Source organism: Roseateles sp. GW835-FHT13E02 (assembly GCF_058794035.1).
Genome location: NZ_JBXAGJ010000006.1, coordinates 118,553 through 135,871, shown reverse-complemented (window position 1 = coordinate 135,871; position 17,319 = coordinate 118,553). Strand labels below are relative to the sequence as shown.

Genomic DNA, 17,319 nt, shown 5'->3' with positions numbered 1-17,319 from the left:
ATCCCTTCTTCACTCAGTAGCGGGCCCGGATTTCGGTGAACAGGGTGCGGCCGGGGTAGGGGTGGGCCTGGTAGCCACGGCGGTCCGTGGCATTGTCCAGACCCAGGGCCAGCTCGAACTTGGGGCTCAGCTGGACGCTGCCGCGCAGGTCCACAAAGGTGAAGGACGAGACGCCGCCATAGACATTCGGATTGCTGTCGAGGTTGTACGTGTCGTTGTAGGCGCGGCCCGAGTGGCGCAGGCCGAGGCTGGCCATCCAGCGGCTGTTCGGCCGGTAGGCAGCCAGCACATTGGCGCGGACCTTGGGCACACGCAGCCACCATTTGCCCACGCTTTGCGGGTCACGTGCATTGGCCAGCACTTTGGAATGGGCAAAGGCCGCGTTGACATCAAGGCTCAGGCCCTGGATGAACAGATCCTGGGTCTGCCAGACCAGCTCCAGGCCGTAGGTGCGCACCCGGTCCACATTGGAGACCCGGGTCACGCTGGGCAGCACGCTGGTGTCGCTCTGGCGCAGGATGGCGTCGCGCACATCGTCATGGAACAGCGAGACGCGCAGGCGCTGCAGCTCCCAGTCCTTTTCGGCGCTGAACTCCAGTGCGTTTGAGCGCTCGGCCTTCAGGTTCGGGTCGCTCTGGGTTTGCGAGGTGGCGGTGAAGGTGCCGTTGTACAGCTCTTCCACATTGGGGAAGCGTACGCCACGGCCGAAGCTGGCTTTCAGCGTCAGATCGGGCTGGGCCATCCAGGCGAGCGAAGCCTTGGGCGAGGCGCCGCTGAGCTTGCGCTCGGCATAGGGAAGGCTGCGCCGGAAGCTGCCGTCGCCCATGGCCTGGCATTGCGCACCGGCCTCCGCCTTGCAGCTGGCGACGCGCAGCAGCTGCAGGCCGTCCGTCGTGCGGAACTGCTCCTGGCGCAGACCGAGAGTCAGGGTCAGGTCTTGCTGCAGCTTCCAGGCGTCCTGCGCGTAGGCGGCAATCACCTCGCTGCGGCCGCTGTAGCTTTGCGTCAGCACCGTCTCGCCGCTCAGCCAGTTCGGCGCCTTGCGGCTGGGGCTGTTGAGCAGGTAGGCATTGCGATGCAGCCCCAGGGTCAGGGCATGGCGGCCATCACCCCAGTCGCCGGCCACCGGGCTGTAGGCGGCCTGCAGCTCCAGGGTGTTCCAGCCGGTGCCGTCGCGGCGCGTCCACAGACCTTCGCCGCCGGCTTGGGCCAGCGGCTCGGGCAGGTTCGCCTGGGCCGCGATATCGCGCAGGATGCGGTAGTTGGAATAGACCAGGGAGGCATTCCAGCCGCTGGCGTAGCGGGTCTTCAGGGTCAGGCCGCCGTGGCGGTGCAGTTCGTCGCGGCTGGACGGCGCGAAGGCGCTGTCGGGGATGACGAAGCGATTCACGCCGTCGCTGACCGCGCCCGACCAGACGGTGTGGCCGGCCGCGTCGCGCAAGAACGGCCGGTTGCTGTTCTGCGTGTCATTGGTCCACAGGCCCAGCATGGCGCTGGCCATCAGCTCGGGTGTGAATGCATAGCCCGCCTTCAGCTTGAGCATGTCCTGCACCGTGTGGTCGATGGCGCCACCGCTGGCGCCGAAGACGGCGCGTGCCGCGCCCTTGGGGTCACGGTCGTAGACGATGCCGGTGACGATCTTGTCGCCCGGTTTGGCCGGGTCGAAGGCGCCGGTCTTGGCGTTCACGCCGGCGCTGAAGTAGTTCATCGGCTGCGAGGTCGAGTCCTGGTGGTTCAGGCTGGCCGTGTACCAGAGCCCCGAATCCAGGCGGTTGCCGACATAGGCCGAGAGCTGGTGGCCGCCGTAGCTGTCGGCCTGGCCGTACTGAGAGAAGCGCTGGCTGTAGCCGGTCAGCCTTGCTGAGGCTTCCAAGCCGCGCGGCTCGCGCTCGGTGGTCACCACCGTGGTGCCGATCGAGTTGCCGGGGTAGATGGCCGAGAAAGGGCCGTAGAGCATGTCGACGCGGGCGATCGCCTCGGGCGTGATCATGTTCCAGCGCGGGCCGTCGAAGCGGCCGAGGAAGTTGCTGATCAGATAGCCGTCCACATAGGCCAGGCCGCGGCCCGGTTGCAGGGTGCCGAAGCTGCGGCCGCCGATCATCGAGTTGCGGTCACCGATGTAGCGCTTGCGGATGCTGGTGTTGGGCAGGTATTTCAGCGCGTCCTCAGGGTTGAAGAGGTTCTGATCGCGCAGGTCCTCGGCGGTCTTGCTGACGCTGTTGCTGGGCAGATGGGCGGCCAGGCCGGAGCGCAGCGCAGCGCCCGTGACCCGCACCGGGGCGAGCTGCTGGTCAGTGGCAACGCCTTGGGCCTGGGCGGCGCCAAGCGGGAAGAGGGCAGACAGTGCGAGTACGAACGTGCGACGGTGGGGCAGGGCGGCACAGTGGCCGGCAAAAACAGGGGACGACATGGAGCGGAATCCGGGTGGCAGTGCGCACAGCGCGGCGGCTGTGGCAGATCAATCAATCAAGGGCTGGCGGGGCCGCTGCGAGAGCGGCGGTCCGGGTCAGAGCCAGGGCGGCGGCCAAAGGCCAGCCGCATGCGGTGGATCAGGCCGCGGTGGGTGGCGCGCGTGATTGCGGCGGCGCCCAGGCATGCATGCTCCGCGGCGCGCTGAGGAAGCGCACCGGCATGGCCTGGCGGGGTGAGCCGAGCAGGGGCAGGGCCTGCTGCGCTGGCGGCGGGGCGGCCGCCTGCTGGGCCTGCAGATCGCAGGCCGGGCAATGGTGGAACAGGCCGTGCAGCGAATCCTTGTCCGCCGCCTGGCGTGCGGCCAGCACCGATTGCTGCGCGCGCGGCGAGACCACGCTGCTGCGGCAGATCTGGCTCCAGCTGCTGGGTTCGCCGCGCAGGGCGCCCAGCACCTGGCTCAAGGCCGGCGCCAGCGCCATCAGCAGCACGCAGCAGGCCACCCAGCCGCTGAAGAAGCGGGCATGGCGGCGGAGCGGGGTCAGGTGAAGCACGGGCGCGATTGTAGGCAAAGGGCCGGGGCCGGCCGCTTGCGCTGTGTCATTGTCAGTGCTTGTGGGCGTGCTCGGCAGCGGCCGGCTTGCCCATGGCGCGGGCCTCGGCCTTGATCTCCTGTTCCACGCGCTTCTTGTCGCGGCCTTCGAACACCAGGGTCAGGTCCACGGTCTCGCCGGCGGCCAGCGGCTTCTTCAGGTCCATCAGCATGATGTGGAAGCTGCCCGGCTTGAGCTCGACCAGCTGGCCGGCCGGCAGATCCAGGCCCTCAACGGCACGCATCTTCATGGTGCTGCCTTCCATCTTCATTTCGTGGATCTCGGCCACGCCGGCCACCGAGGAGCGCACCTCGACCAGGCGGCTGTCGCTCTTGGCCTTGAGTTGCACAAAGGCACCGGTGGCTTTTTGCGGCGCCACGGTGGCGCGCACCCAGGGCTGGCCGACTTCGACCTGGGCCCAGGCCGAGGCGGTGCCCAGCAGGCTCAGGGAGGCGGCAATGAGAGTGGCTCGCAAGGACTTGTTCATCATGATGGCAGCTCGCAGCTTTCAGGGTAAGAAAAGGATGGCAGGCGGATTCTAGGAGCGGCCTCCGGCCGGGGCCGGAAGTCGGGCAAGCCCTGTTTGTGGCAGGGTCGATTTCAGGCGATGTTCAGCCACTCGGCAGATTGGCCCAGCAGGCCATAACGGCGCATCACCTCGCGCCATTGGCTGTCGCCGCCCATGGTCTGTGCCAGCTGCAACAAGCGCTCGCGCAAGGTCTCGGGCAGGTCGCGCGAGATCATCAAATGACGCTGGTAGCGCATGCGCGGTTGAGCCGCCACGTGGACGAGCTCATCGAACCCCGGGATGCGTTGGCGCCACCAGGCCAGGCCGCTGCGCGAGAGAAAGGCCAGGTCCACCCGGCCCAGCAGCAACATGCGCAAATTGCCTTCTTGCGTGAAGGAGTCCAGGCGCTGCAGCTCACCGCGCGCCACCAAGGGATCGGCATCGGTGTAGACATGGCCGTAGACGCCGCCCAGCTTGTGGCCGCGCAAGGAATCCGGCCCTTCAAACTCAAAGGGCTGGCGCTTGAGTGACAGAACCAGATCCTCGTCATTCATCACCGCCGCGGACCAGATCGGCGCATGCGCTGGATCGGGCGAAGAGAACCAGGCGGGTGAAACCCAGGGCACGAGCCCGGCCCACTGCGCTTGGCGCACCTGGATGTCGACCCGCCGGCGCGGCAGCAACTCCAACTCCACTCCCTCGATCAGGCCCTCGGCGCGCATGTGCAACCAGCCGGCGAGCTCGAAGCTCAGGCCTTGCTGGGGCGAGTTCACGAAAGGCGGGTAGTCGTAGTAGCTGATCAGCTTGAGCGGGCCAAACCGAGCAGGTGTGGCACGCGGAAGGCCCATGGCCAGGGTCGCGCCGTGGGGCCAGAGGCAGGATGCCAGGCCCAGGGCAGGTAGCAGCAGACGTGCGTGGCGCGGGTCCAAGATGCGTGCGGCCATCGGTTGCAAGGCCCTCAGTTTGGCATGAACCGGGCTGCGTTTGTGCCGGCCCAGGCCGGCCACAGTGCTCCGGTGCTCAGGCGCTCAGCAGGTCCAGCAGGCTGCGCGCGATCACTTGGGTGGCGCGGCGCAGGTCGTCCAGCTGCAGGTGCTCGTCGGCCCGCTTGGCATTGCTCTCCAGCACCGTGCGCGGCCCGGCGCCATAGATGGCGGCAGGGATGCCGTGTTCGCCGTAGAGCCGCACATCGGTGTAGAGCGGCGTGCCCGAGGTGGGGATGGACTCGCCGAACACGGCTTCGCCATGTTTCTGCAGGGCCTCGACCAGGGGCTTGTTGCCGGCCTGGGGCTTGAGCGAGCGGGCCAGCAGCAGGCGCTTGATGTCCACCGTCACCCCGGCGGCATGGCCGCCGCAGCGGGCCGCGGCGCCGCGGATCAGCTCACGCAGGTTCGCTTCCACGGCCACCGGGTCTTCTTCGGGAATCATGCGTCGGTCCAGCTTGAACACCACGCGGCCGGGCACGACATTGGTGTTGCTGCCGCCCTCGATGCGGCCGACGTTGAGGTAGGGATGGTTGATGCCGGGCACCTCGGAGCTGATCTTCTGGTACAGATCGTTCTGTGCGTAGAGCACTTGCAGAATGGCCACCGCGCCTTGCAGCGCGTCGATGCCGGTGCTGGGGTAGGCCGCGTGCGAGGCACGGCCGTGCACCGTCACCTCCAGCTGCAGGCAGCCGTTGTGGGCCGTCACCACCTGGTAGCTGAAGCCGGCGGCCAGCAGCAGGTTGGGCTTGCTGAGGCCTTGCTTGAGCAGCCAGCCCGGGCCCAGCTCGCCGCCGAATTCTTCGTCGTAGGTGAAGTGCAGCTCCAGGCCGCCGCGCAGGGCCACGGCGCCCTCGGCCTGCAGGGCCTCCAGTGCGCGCAGGGCGAAGGTGTAGCTGGCGAAATCGCTCTTGCTCACTGCGGCGGCGCGGCCATACAGGCGGCCGTCCACCACCTCCCCGCTGTAGGGCCCATGGCTCCAGCCCTCGCCGGGCGGCACCACATCGCCGTGGGCATTGAGCGCCACCACCGGGCCGCCTTCCGCATAGCGCCGGCGTACGATCAGGTTGGTGATGCTCTCCATGCCCTGGGCCTGCACCAGTTCGGCGGGCACGGCATGCTTCTCCGCGGTCAAGCCCATGGCCGCCAGCAGCTCGGCGGTGCGCTCGGCATGGGGCGCGTTATTGCCCGGCGGTGTGTCGGTGGGTACCTGCACCAGGGCTTGCAGATAGCGCACTTCCTCGTCGAAATGGGCGTTGACCCAAGCGTCGAGCTTGGCGTAGTTCAGGGCGGTCTGTGTCATGGCGTTTGTCATGGCGTGTGGCCCTCCGCGGCCAGTTGATCCAGCAGATGAGTGAAAGCCTGGGCGGCCAGTTCGATGTCGTCGTTGTTGGTCGACTCCAGCGGGTTGTGGCTGATGCCCTCGTTCTGGCCGCGTACAAAAAGCATGGCCTGGGGCATGCGCTCGTGCAGCTTCATCGCGTCATGGCCGGCGCCCGAGGGCAGGTGGAAGATCTGGCAGCCGGTGGCGGCCACGGCGCGTTCCCAGCGGGCTTGCCAGCTCGGGTCGCTGGGTGCGGCGTTGGCGGCCAGGGTGGGCTGCAGCGTCCAGCTCAGGCCGCGCCGCTCGCAGATGCGGATCAGCGCCTCGCGCACGTCCGTGTCCAGCGCGTCGCGGGCGGCGTCGCTGGGTGCACGCAGGTCCAGGCTGAACTGGCAGCGGCCGGGGATCACATTGATGGAGCCGGCCGGCACGTGCAGCTGACCCACAGTCCCCACGGTGCCTGCGCCCGCAGCCGCCCGCTGCTCGACAAAGAGCAGCAGCTCGGCCACGGCGGCGGCCGCATCGCGCCGCTGGCCCATGGGCGTGGTGCCGGCATGTGCCGCCTGACCGATCACCTCACCGAGGTAGCGCCGGCTGCCGTTGATGGACGTGACCACGCCCAGGGCCAGGTCTTGCCCGTGCAGCACCGGGCCTTGTTCGATGTGCACCTCGACAAAGCCGAGGTAGCGGTTCGGGTCGCGCGCCAGCGCCGTGATGGCCTCCATCGTGCCGGGCAGGCCGGCGGCCTGCATGGCGGCGCGCATGGAGATGCCTTCGCGGTCTTGCAGCTCCAGCCAATCCGGGTCGAACTGGCCGGTCAGGGCGCTGGAGCCCAGGAAGGTGGCCGGGTAGCGCTGGCCTTCCTCCTCGGAAAAGGCCACCACCTCAATGGCAAAGGGCAGGCGTCGCCCGGCGGCATGGAGCTCGCGCACACAGGCCATGGGCAGCAGCACGCCGAGGCGGCCGTCGTGCGCTCCGGCATTGCGCACCGTGTCGTAGTGGCTGCCGGTCAGCAGGCGTGGTGCGTCCGCCTTCATGCCGTGATGGACGCCGACGACATTGCCAACGGCGTCGATGTTCACTTCGTCGAAGCCGCACTCAATCATCCAACTCTGCAACTGGGCGGCCACGGCCCGGTGGGCCTGCGTCAGGTAGGTGACGGTCAGCTGGCCCGCCTCGCGAAAGCCCGGCTCGGAATGCTGGGCCAGCGCCTGCGCCCAGTCCCAGATGCGGTTGCCCAGCGTGGGTTCGACCCCGAACTTGTCATTCAAGCGGATCTCGGCGATGCGGTGGATCTGGCGCAGGCACTCGGCCCGTTCCACATCGGCCGGCTGGGCCAGGCGGCGCGCAAACGTGGCGATGATCTCGGCCCGGCTCAGGCCCAGGCCGCGCGGACCGCGCACGGCCAGGATGAAGGGCCAGCCGAAGCGTGCGTTGTAGTCGGCATTGAGCTGCTGGATGCGCGCGAACTCTTCGGGGCTACAGTCGCTCAGGCCCGCGCGGCTTTGCTCGCCGGTGGATTCGGCCGTCAGGCTGCGCGCCAGCATGGCCTTGCCGGCCAGCTCGGGGTGGGCGCGGATCAGGCCCAGCTGCTCGGCCTCGCTGGCCTCGCGCACGACCTGGGCCAGGGCTTGCTTCAGCGCCGTCAGACTCTTCAAGGGCCGTGCGGCTGCGGCGCGGCTGGCGATCCAGGGCGAGTGTTCGTAGACGCCGTCCAGCAGGGCGACGAAGCCCTCGACGCTGGCCGCGTTCAGGGTGTTCAGGTTCAGGCTCATGGCTCAGCGTTCCCAGACAAAAGCGGTGTTGGCGTCGAAGGGGTGGGTGGCGCGCCAGTGGCGGGCGATGTCGATGCGGCGGCAGATCCAGACGCGATCGTGCTGCTGCACATGGTCCAAAAAGCGCTGCAGCGCCCGCAGGCGGCCTGGCCGGCCGAGCAGGCGGCAGTGCATGCCCACGCTCATCATGCGAGGCGTCTCTGCGCCTTCGGCGTAGAGCACATCGAAGCTGTCGCGCAGGTACTCGAAGAACTCGTCGCCATGGCTGAAACCCTGGGGCAGGGCGAAGCGCATGTCATTGCAGTCGAGCGTGTAGGGCAGCACCAGCTGCGGCGCCAGGCTGCCGTCACTCTTGCGCACGTTCAGCCAGAGGGGCAGGTCGTCGCCGTAGTAGTCGCTGTCGTACTCGAAGCCGCCGTAGTCGGCCACCAGGCGGCGGGTGTTCGGGCTGTCGCGGCCGGTGTACCAGCCCAGCGGGCGCTCGCCGAGCAAGCGAGTGAGGATGTCCATGCCGCGCTGCAGGTGCTCGCGCTCGGTGGCCTCGTCCACGTTTTGGTAGCTGATCCAGCGCCAACCGTGGCAGGCCACCTCATGGCCCAGGCTTTGCAAGGCACTGCAGAGCTCGGGGTGGCGCTCCAGGGCCATGGACACGCCGAACACGGTCAGCGGCAGGCCGCGCCGCTCGAACTCGCGCAGCAATCGCCAGACGCCGACGCGCGAGCCGTACTCGTAAATGCCTTCCATGCTGAGGTGCCGCGCCGGAAAGGCCGGCGGGCTGAACATCTCGGACAAAAACTGCTCGCTGCCGGCATCGCCGTGCAGCACCGAGTTCTCGCCGCCTTCTTCGTAGTTCAGCACGAACTGCAGGGCGATGCGGGCCTGGCCGGGCCACTGGGCCTGCGGCGGCTGGGCGCCGTAGCCGATCAGGTCGCGGGGGTAGCTCATGTCGATGTGCTCCAGATGAGAGGGGCTCAGGATTTCAGGGCCTGGGCCAGGTCGGCCACGCGCGGCTGCAGGCGCAGGCTGGTTTCGACATGGCCCAGGTGATCGCGCAGCAGCTTTTGCACCGCGCGCTTGTCGCGCGCCTCCAGCGCGTTGACCAGGGCCACATGCTCGGCATGCGACTCGGCGGCCGAGTGGTCGCTCTGGTACATCAGCGAGATCAGGGAGCTGCGCGAGAGCAAGTCACCCAGCAGCTGGGCCAGCACCTCATTGCCCTGCATGCGCGCCAGCAGGCGGTGAAAGTCAGCCAGAAGGCGGGTGCGGCCGGGCACATCGGTGCGGGCGATGGCCTGGGCTTCGGCCTTGAGGTGCTGGCGCAGCTCGGCCAGTTGGACTGGCGTGATCCGCTCCACCAGCTGAGCCAGCAGGCTGGATTCCAGCATGCGCCGCACCTCGAAGACCTGGCGCGCTTCCTCGACGCTGGGCTCGGCCACAAAGGCGCCGCGCGCCGGCGTCAGCGTCACCAGGCGGTCGCGGCTGAGCTGGTTCAGGGCCTGCCGCACCAGGGTGCGCGAGACGGAAAAAATGTCGGCCAGCTTCTGTTCGGCCAGCTTGGTGCCCGGCATCAGGCGGCGCTCGACGATGGCCGCGGTGATGGCGGCCGTGATGCGCTCGGTGCTCGAAGCCGGTTCCACATCGGCGGCTGGGCTTGAAAGGGCAGGGGGCGGGGCTTTGGCTCGCATTGTGTGCTGAAGTGTATACACTTTGCCATTGTTGCGGCCACCCTGGCCTTTGGAGATTTCGATGGGCAAGCTCACCACCCATGTGCTGGACACCATGCACGGCAGCCCGGCTTCCGGCATGGCCGTGCGCCTTTACCGACTGGACGCCAGCGGCAACCCGCAGCTGCTGCACAGCCTGACGCTGAATGCCGATGGCCGCGCCCCGGCGCCGCTGCTGGAAGGCGAGGCCTTTCAGCCCGGCCGCTACCGCTTGGTGTTTGCGGCGGCGGCTTACTTCAAGTCGCGCGCCGTGGCCTTGCCGGAGCCGGCCTTTCTGGATGAAGTGCCGCTGGATTTCGGCATTGCCGATGCAGGCTCGCACTACCACGTGCCGCTCTTGCTCAGCCCCTGGAGCTATTCCACCTATCGTGGCAGCTGAGCGGCTCGGGATTCCATCGACATGAGTGCATTGAGCCGCGAGATCGCCGCGCTGGAATTGCTGTTGACGCGGGAGCCCGCGGTGCTGGTGCGCGTGGCCGGTGTGCAGGGCAGCGGGCCGCGCGAGCTGGGCGCCTGGATGGCGCTCAGTGCCGGCGGGCAGATCGGCAGCATTGGCGGTGGCCGGCTGGAGTTTGACGCCAGCGCAGAAGCCCGGGCTTTGCTGGCTGCGAATGGACCGGAACCGGGCGGCGTTTTGCGCCGCTATGCCCTGGGCCCCAGTCTGGGCCAATGCTGCGGCGGCGTGATGCAGCTGCGCTTCGAGCGCCTGGGGCCGGCGGACATCGCCAGCCTGCGCGCCCGGTTGCTGGCGCCCGAGGCGCGCCAGCCGGTGGCCTTGTTCGGCGGCGGCCATGTCGGCCGGGCCATCGTCAAGCTCTTGATCGATCTGCCCTTTGAGCTGCAATGGCTGGACAGCCGCGACGAGGTCTTCCCGCCCGAGCTGGCGGCGCAAGTCCATCTGGCCGAGCATTCCCAGCCGGTGCAGGCGGCGGTGCCAGGTCTTGCCCCGGGCTCGCAGGTGCTGATCATGAGCTTCAGCCATGCCGAGGATCTGGACATCGTCGCCGCCTGCCTGGCGCGCCAGCGCGAGCGCGGTGATCTGCCCTTCATCGGCCTGATCGGCAGTGCCAGCAAATGGGCGAGCTTCCGCCAGCGCCTGCTGGCGCGTGGCTTCAGCGAAGCGGAGCTGGGTCAGGTGAATTGCCCGATCGGCTTGCCTGGCATCGCCGGCAAGCAGCCGGAGGTGATTGCCATCTCGGTGGTGGCGCAATTGCTGCAGCGGATTGGCCGTTGACTGAACGGAGCAGCCCTCGAACGTTGTGCTTGTACCAAGGAGCGTCGGGCGAGAGCTTCCGCCTATGTTCTTCGGTCTGTGCGGCGTAAGGTTCTCTCCCCTTACTTCGCTTCAGCACTCGCCCCCCCTTGTCAGTGCGACCGCACGGCGCTTTCGTCGAAGGAGCCAGGCTTTACTGGATCGGGTTGGCTGGGTGCTCTGCGAAGTAAACTGAATGAGGACCCCCCAGCCGCAGGCTGGGGGGGCGGGGGGCATGAACGGAGCAGAATGCCCAGTCGGCCCGATCAACAACAAGCCCAAGGCTTGCGCTGTGCCGCAAGCCGCCGCTTCAAGCCCTGTTTACTTCGCGCCCCAGTTGTCCCGCAAGCCGGTGATCTTGTTGAAGACAGGTTTGTCGCTGCGGTGGTCGACGCGATCGGCGACGAAGTAGCCGTGGCGTTCGAACTGAACCTTCACATCGGCGGCAGCGCCCGCGAGCGAGGGCTCCAGGTAGCCGGTCACGACCTTAAGGCTGCTCGGGTTGATGACTTCCAGGAAGTCGCGGCCGCCGGCGTCGGGTTGGGCTTCGGTGAAGAGGCGGTCGTAGAGGCGCAACTCGGCGGCGATGGCTTCGTGCGCACCCACCCAGGTGATCACGCCCTTGACCTTGACGGCGTCAGCGCCCGGCGTGCCGCTCTTGGTGTCAGGCACGATGGTGGCCAGCACGGCGGTGATCTCACCGGCTTCGTTCTTCTCGCAGCCGGTGCATTCGATGATGTAGCCGGCCTTGAGGCGCGCCTTGTTGCCGGGGTACAGGCGGTGGTAGCCCTTGCTCGGAACTTCCATGAAGTCTTCGCGCTCGATCCACAGGGCCGGGCCGAGGCTGAAGCTGCGTTGGCCCAGCTCGGGCAGGTGCGGGTGGGCGGGGGCGCTGCAGGGCTCGCGGTGTTCCAGGCTGCCGAAGATGTCCGCGTAATTGGTCAGTTTGAGCTGCACCGGGTCGAGCACGGCCATGGCGCGCGCGGCCTTGCCCTCCAGATCGGCGCGCAGGCAGCCGTCCAGCACGCTGTAGTCCAGCCAAGCATTGCTCTTGGTAACGCCGGTGGCTTCCACCATGGCGCGCACGCTCTCCGGCGTGTAGCCGCGGCGGCGCATGCCGACCAGGGTGGGCATGCGCGGGTCGTCCCAGCCGGCCACATGGCCTTCGTCAACCAGCTGGCGCAGCTTGCGCTTGGAGGTGACCACATAGCTGAGGTTCAGACGGCCGAACTCGTACTGGTGCGGCAGCGGGCGCTCGAGCAGGCCGCCGTCGGCGAGGTGGCCGAGCAGCCAGTCGTAGAAGGGGCGCTGGTCTTCGAACTCCAGGGTGCAGATCGAGTGGCTGATGCGCTCGAGCGCGTCTTCGATCGGGTGGGCGAAGGTGTACATCGGGTAGATGCACCACTGGTCGCCCGTGTTGTGGTGGGTGGCGCGGCGGATGCGGTAGAGCGCCGGGTCACGCAAATTGATATTGGGGCTGGCCATGTCGATCTTGGCCCGCAGCACCATGGCGCCGTCCGGGTGCTTGCCGTCGCGCATCTCGCGGAAGCGGTTCAGGTGGTGCTCCACGCCCAGGTCGCGGAAGGGGCTGTTGACGCCCGGGGTGCCGAAGTCACCGCGGTTGGCGCGCATCTCTTCCGGCGTCTGTTCGTCCACATAGGCCAGGCCGGCGCTGATCAGGTGCTCAGCGGCGCGGTACATGAAGTCGAAGTAGTTGCTGGCGTAGAACAGGTGCGAGGTGCCGCCCTGGTTCCAGTCCCAGCCCAGCCAGGACACCATCTCCTTGATGGCGTCCACATATTCCTGCTCTTCCTTCTCGGGGTTGGTGTCGTCGAAGCGAAGGTGGCAGATGCCGCCGTAATCGCGCGCCAGGCCGAAGTTCAGGCAGATGCTCTTGGCATGGCCGATGTGCAGATAGCCGTTCGGCTCGGGCGGGAAACGGGTGCGGATCTTGGCTGGATCCAGCGGGCCGGCCGCATGGTGGGCCGCATCGCCCGGGGTGCCGGCAAAGTGACGCTGGGGCTGGCCTTCTTGCTGGGCCAGGTCGCGCTCGATGATGGTGCGCAGGAAATTGTTGCCGGGCTTGGCGGCCTCGTTCTTGGCTTCGTCTTTGGCAGCGTCGTGGGTGTGGGACATGGGGTTTCAGCCGGCCGTGCAGGGCGGGATTGGAATGCGGTGAAGGCGAAATGCCTTGTTCGAAATCGACTTGGCGGCGATTTTATCGGCCCGGGCTCACATGCCCTTGAAAAGGGGCGCGTACAGGCGGCTGACGGTCAGCGTGTCGGGGCTGCCATGCAGATGCAGAGTGAGGCGGCCGCTCTCGTCGCGCACCGCGCGGTCGATGGCGTCGGCGCGCACGACCACGCTGCGGTGCACCTGCCAGAAGCGCTGGCCGTCCAGCTGCGGCAGCAGCTCGCGCAGGGAGATGCGTACCAGATGTTCTTTCTGCCGTGTCAGCACCCGCACGTATTTGTCGGCCGCTTCGAAGTACAGCACCTCGTCCACCGGCACCATCTGGATGGTCGAGCCGACGCTGACTTGCAGCAGGCGCAGCGGCTCGGGCCGGCCGCTGGGGCTGGCACCGACGCCGTGCGCCGGTCCGCTGGCCGACAAGGCGCTCGTGCCCAGCAGCTGGCGCAGCTGATCCACTGCGCTCTGCAACAAGGCTGGCGCCGGCTGCTCAGCCTGCCGGGCCAGCAAGGCCTTGCGCAAACGCTCGCAGGTCTGAGCCAGTCGTTCCGCCTGCACAGGCTTGAGCACATAGTCCACGGCCGCGTGCTCGAAGGCCTGTAAGGCGTACTGGTCATAGGCCGTGACGAAGACCAGCAGCGGGAAGGGCGCGCCCTCGCCGGGCCAGTCCTCGGCCAGCGCTGCGGCGGCCTCCAGGCCGCTCAGGCCCGGCATGCGGATGTCCAGAAAGCAGATGTCGGGCCGCAGGCGCAAGGCCTGGTCGACGGCCTCCTGGCCATGGCCGGCCATGGCCACGATGTCCAATGCCGGCCAGAGCCGGCTCAGCTCCTGGCGCAGGCTCTCGGCCAGCAGGATCTCGTCTTCGGCAATCAGGGCGGTACAAGCGGGCAGGTTCATGGCGCAGTGTCAGGGTCAGGTCTTGTCAGAGAGGTCAAAGGCAGATGGATGTGAGCCAGGGTGCCATGCGCCGGGGCGTCCAGCTTGAGCAGGCTCAGACCCGCGGCAGGGCCGAACTGCGTGGCCAGTCGAGCGCGCACCTGGTGCAGCCCGAAGCGGGTGCTCTCGGCCTCGGTGGCAGGATTGGCGACCGACAGGCCGACCCCGTGGTCCAGCACCTCCAGGATCAGCTGTCCGTTCTCCTGACGCGCGCTGATGCGCAACAGGCCGCCGGCAATGGCCGGCTCCAGCCCATGCTTGATGGCGTTCTCCACCAGGGGCTGCAGCAGCAGAGGCGGCACCGCAAGCTCGGCCAGTTCGGGCGGCAGATCCAGTTGCGGCTGCAAGCGGCTGCCCATGCGCACCTGCATCAAGGCCAGATAGTCACGCAGGCGGGCGAACTCCTCGCGCAGCGGGTGGCTGCCGCTGCGCGAGGCATTCAGCGTGGCGCGCAGGAAGGCGATCAGGTGGTCCAGCATGCTTTGCGCCCGGGCCGCATCCATGCCGATCAGCACCCTCAGATTGGCCAGGGTGTTGAACAGCATGTGAGGCTCCAGCTGCGACTCGAGCAGGCGCAGCTGGTTCTCGGCGGCCAGGCGCTCGGCGTTCAGGGCCTGGTTGCGGGCAGCTTCGACCTGACCCCGACCGACGAAATAGATCGTCAGCGCCAGACCTGGAAGCAGGGACATGCCCAGCATGCCCAGGGTGGACCGTAAATCGGAGCGCAACGGCCCCAGCACTTTCTCTCCCGTCAAGCTGTTGCCCAGCTCCACGGCCAGCGAGTAGCCGAGCAAAGTGCCCAGCACCAGGCAGACAAGTGACAGCGGCCAACCCGGCCAAGGCAAGGTGTCCTGACCTCTCCGCGTGCGTCGCAGATTGATCAGTGCCGTGCTGGCTCTGGCCAGCAACTGGATCATCAGGGAGCAACCCACGGTGATCAGGAAACAGTACAACCACTGCCTCTGGGTGCGATCCCAGTTGCGGCCAAAGGGGTCCGGGGTTTGCACGGTCAGCAGCAGACCCATGAAGAGCGTGATGCCGGCGATGATCAAGGCCTGGCGCAGGAGGATCTGGGGCCAGTTCATGGAGGCGGGAGAGGGCATGGCGGGGAGTGCGGGCTAGGGGAAGACGGCCAAGGTGTAGCGGCTGAAGTGTGGCGGCAGGCCCATGCGTCGGCCAGCACGACGCGACCGCCCGCGCCTGGACGGCGCGAAATGAAGCCGACGGGCGCCAGGCGCGCACCGGCCCGAGGTTTTCAACGGCGCCGGCTGCTGCTTCTGCCGCCGCTGCCACCCAGCAGACTGCCCAGCACGCCGCGCACGATCTCGCGTCCGACCGAGGAGCCGATGCTGCGCAGGGCCGACTTGGCCGCCGTCTCGGCCAGGCCTTCGCGTCGGCCGCCGCGCGGGCCGGTGCTGCCGAAGAGCACGTCCTTGAGGCCGCAGAGCAGGCCGCCCTCGTCCGCACTGTCGCTGGCCACGCCGCCGCCCGCTGGAGCCGGCGCGGACGCACCCGCCGCGGGTGCCCGGCCGCGCAGCTTTTCGTAGGCCGATTCACGGTCCACCGCCTGCTCGTAGACGCCGGCCACCAGCGAGCTCTTTAGCAAGGCCTGGCGCTGCTCGGGCGTGATCGGGCCGATCTGGCTGCCCGGGGGCAGGATGAAGACGCGCTCGGTCACGCTGGGCCGGCCTTTCTCGTCCAGCAGGCTGACCAGGGCCTCGCCCACGCCCAGCTCGGTGATGGCTGACGCCACATCCAGGCCGGCATTGGCCCGCATGGTTTCGGCCGCGGCCTTGACGGCCTTCTGGTCGCGCGGGGTGAAGGCGCGCAGGGCATGCTGCACCCGGTTGCCGAGCTGGCCCAGCACGGCGTCGGGGATGTCCAGAGGGTTCTGGGTCACGAAATAGACGCCCACGCCCTTGGAGCGCACCAGGCGCACCACCAGCTCGATGCGCTCGACCAGGGCGGCCGGCGCGTCCTTGAACAGCAGGTGGGCCTCGTCAAAGAAGAACACCAGCTTGGGTTTGTCCAGGTCGCCCACCTCGGGCAGGCTTTCGAACAGCTCGGACAGCATCCAGAGCAGAAAGCTGGCGTAGAGGCGCGGGGCGGTCATCAGCTGGTCGGCGGCCAGGATGTTGATGACGCCCAGGCCGCGGTCCTGCTGGATCAGGTCGGCGATATTGAGCATGGGCTCGCCGAAGAACTGGTCGCCACCCTGGGCCTCGATCTGCAAGAGGCCGCGCTGGATGGCGCCGACGCTGGCGGCCGAGACATTGCCGTACTCGGTGGTGTACTGCGCCGCGTTCTCGCCCACATGCTGGAGCATGGCGCGCAAGTCCTTGAGGTCGAGCAGCAGCAGGCCGGCGTCGTCGGCGATCTTGAACACCATCTGCAGCACGCCTTGCTGGGTCTCGTTCAGGTCCAGCATGCGCGAGAGCAAGAGCGGGCCCATGTCTGACACGGTGGCGCGCACTGGGTGGCCTTGCTTGCCGAACACATCCCACAGCGTGGTCGGGCAGGCGAGGGGGGAGGGAGCTTCCAGGCCGCGCTCTTTCAGCACCGCCTGCAGCTTGGGCGAGAGGCTGCCCGCCTGCGAGATGCCGGTCAGGTCGCCCTTCACATCGGCCATGAAGACAGGCACGCCGATGCGGCTGAAGTTCTCGGCCAGGGTCTGCAAGCTGATGGTCTTGCCGGTGCCGGTGGCGCCCGTGATCAGGCCGTGGCGGTTGGCCAGGGCGGGCAGCAAAAAGCACTCGATCGCGTCGCGGCGGGCCAGCAGAATCGGGTCAGGCATGGGGTGTCCGGGTGGCAAAGCTAAAATCGCAGTCTATCCAACTCAAATGAGGGTGCGCGCCCGGCGCATCCAGCAGGAGCAGAGCCATATGGCTGGTCATTCCAAATGGGCCAATATTCAGCATCGCAAAGGCCGCCAGGACGAGAAGCGCGGCAAGATCTGGACCCGCATCATTCGTGAAATCACGGTCGCCGCGCGCCAGGGCGGCCCGGACGTCAAGGACAACCCCCGCCTGCGTCTGGCGGTGGAAAAAGCCAAGGCCGCCAATATGCCGGCCGACCGCATCAAGTACAACATTGACAAGGCCAGCGGCAACCTCGACGGCATCAGCTACGAGGAAATCCGCTACGAAGGCTATGGCATCGGCGGCGCCGCCGTGATGATCGACACCATGACGGACAACAAGGTCCGCACGGTGGCCGAGGTGCGCCACGCTTTCAGCAAGTACGGCGGCAATATGGGTACGGACGGCTCCGTGTCCTTCCAGTTCAAACACTGCGGCCAGCTGATCTTTGCCCCGGGCAGCTCGGAAGACAAGATCATGGAAGTGGCGCTGGAGGCCGGTGCCGACGATGTGGTGACCGATGAAGACGGCGCCATCGAAGTGCTGACCCCGCCGACCGAGTTCGAAGCGGTGAAGAATGCGCTGGAAGCCGCCGGCCTGGTGCCCGAGATGGCCGAAGTGACCATGCGTGCCGAGAACACCATCACCCTCACCGGCGATGATGCGGCTCGCATGCAAAAGCTGCTCGATGTGATCGAAGATCTGGATGATGTCCAGGCCGTCTATCACAACGCCGCGATCGAGGCCTGAGCCGGCCCGCGCGATCC

15 protein-coding genes are annotated in these 17,319 nt (G+C 67.6%); 3 read left to right on the top strand and 12 right to left on the bottom strand.

The genetic code is table 11. The features are described from left to right. Positions 1 to 13: 13 nt before the first annotated feature. The 8 genes from AC1Q6P_RS07970 to AC1Q6P_RS07935 all read right to left on the bottom strand — a co-directional run bounded on the left by AC1Q6P_RS07970 (position 14) and on the right by AC1Q6P_RS07935 (position 9,277). Complete coding sequence (locus tag AC1Q6P_RS07970) at positions 14 to 2,410, bottom strand: TonB-dependent receptor (RefSeq protein ID WP_492663162.1); 2,397 nt, start codon at positions 2,408 to 2,410, stop codon at positions 14 to 16. A gap of 139 nt (positions 2,411 to 2,549) precedes the next feature. Then, positions 2,550 to 2,963, bottom strand: a complete 414-nt coding sequence (locus AC1Q6P_RS07965) for a DUF2946 family protein (protein ID WP_171825665.1) — start codon at positions 2,961 to 2,963, stop codon at positions 2,550 to 2,552. Between the two features lie 52 nt (positions 2,964 to 3,015). Further along, a complete protein-coding gene (locus AC1Q6P_RS07960; protein ID WP_492663243.1) occupies positions 3,016 to 3,489 on the bottom strand; it encodes a copper chaperone PCu(A)C in 474 nt (157 codons plus the stop codon). Positions 3,490 to 3,602: 113 nt separating this feature from the next. Further along, complete coding sequence (locus AC1Q6P_RS07955) at positions 3,603 to 4,454, bottom strand: substrate-binding periplasmic protein (RefSeq protein ID WP_492663163.1); 852 nt, start codon at positions 4,452 to 4,454, stop codon at positions 3,603 to 3,605. Between the two features lie 76 nt (positions 4,455 to 4,530). Further along, positions 4,531 to 5,796, bottom strand: coding sequence for a M20/M25/M40 family metallo-hydrolase (locus tag AC1Q6P_RS07950; protein ID WP_492663164.1), 1,266 nt, complete (start codon positions 5,794 to 5,796; stop codon positions 4,531 to 4,533). Between the two features lie 8 nt (positions 5,797 to 5,804). Beyond that, positions 5,805 to 7,592: a 2-oxo-4-hydroxy-4-carboxy-5-ureidoimidazoline decarboxylase gene (gene uraD, locus AC1Q6P_RS07945; protein ID WP_492663165.1), complete on the bottom strand. Its 1,788-nt coding sequence runs from the start codon at positions 7,590 to 7,592 to the stop codon at positions 5,805 to 5,807. A gap of 3 nt (positions 7,593 to 7,595) precedes the next feature. Further along, positions 7,596 to 8,537: an allantoinase PuuE gene (gene puuE, locus AC1Q6P_RS07940; protein WP_492663166.1), complete on the bottom strand. Its 942-nt coding sequence runs from the start codon at positions 8,535 to 8,537 to the stop codon at positions 7,596 to 7,598. 26 nt (positions 8,538 to 8,563) lie between these two features. After that, complete coding sequence (locus AC1Q6P_RS07935) at positions 8,564 to 9,277, bottom strand: GntR family transcriptional regulator (protein ID WP_492663167.1); 714 nt, start codon at positions 9,275 to 9,277, stop codon at positions 8,564 to 8,566. A gap of 61 nt (positions 9,278 to 9,338) precedes the next feature. Between AC1Q6P_RS07935 and uraH the strand changes: the two genes are divergently transcribed. After that, positions 9,339 to 9,695, top strand: coding sequence for a hydroxyisourate hydrolase (gene uraH / locus AC1Q6P_RS07930; RefSeq protein ID WP_492663168.1), 357 nt, complete (start codon positions 9,339 to 9,341; stop codon positions 9,693 to 9,695). A gap of 21 nt (positions 9,696 to 9,716) precedes the next feature. After that, positions 9,717 to 10,550 (top strand): xanthine dehydrogenase accessory protein XdhC, encoded by an 834-nt coding sequence (gene xdhC, locus AC1Q6P_RS07925; protein WP_492663169.1) that lies wholly within the window; start codon positions 9,717 to 9,719, stop codon positions 10,548 to 10,550. Positions 10,551 to 10,889: 339 nt separating this feature from the next. On the opposite strand, the gene AC1Q6P_RS07920 is transcribed toward xdhC, so the two are convergent. From AC1Q6P_RS07920 to AC1Q6P_RS07905, 4 genes are all read right to left on the bottom strand, one after another. After that, a complete protein-coding gene (locus AC1Q6P_RS07920; protein WP_492663170.1) occupies positions 10,890 to 12,704 on the bottom strand; it encodes a glutamine--tRNA ligase/YqeY domain fusion protein in 1,815 nt (604 codons plus the stop codon). A gap of 96 nt (positions 12,705 to 12,800) precedes the next feature. Beyond that, a complete protein-coding gene (locus AC1Q6P_RS07915) occupies positions 12,801 to 13,655 on the bottom strand; it encodes a LytR/AlgR family response regulator transcription factor (RefSeq protein WP_492663171.1) in 855 nt (284 codons plus the stop codon). Next, positions 13,652 to 14,797 (bottom strand): sensor histidine kinase, encoded by a 1,146-nt coding sequence (locus AC1Q6P_RS07910; protein WP_492663172.1) that lies wholly within the window; start codon positions 14,795 to 14,797, stop codon positions 13,652 to 13,654. The genes AC1Q6P_RS07915 and AC1Q6P_RS07910 overlap by 4 nt, the downstream gene beginning before the upstream one ends. Positions 14,798 to 14,949: 152 nt before the next feature. Continuing rightward, on the bottom strand, positions 14,950 to 16,488 hold the full coding sequence (locus AC1Q6P_RS07905; protein WP_492663173.1) for a helicase HerA-like domain-containing protein: 1,539 nt from the start codon (positions 16,486 to 16,488) through the stop codon (positions 14,950 to 14,952). Positions 16,489 to 16,576: 88 nt separating this feature from the next. Here AC1Q6P_RS07905 and AC1Q6P_RS07900 point away from each other — a divergent pair, with 88 nt between their 5' ends. Next, positions 16,577 to 17,302 (top strand): YebC/PmpR family DNA-binding transcriptional regulator, encoded by a 726-nt coding sequence (locus AC1Q6P_RS07900; protein ID WP_102770402.1) that lies wholly within the window; start codon positions 16,577 to 16,579, stop codon positions 17,300 to 17,302. Positions 17,303 to 17,319: the final 17 nt, after the last annotated feature.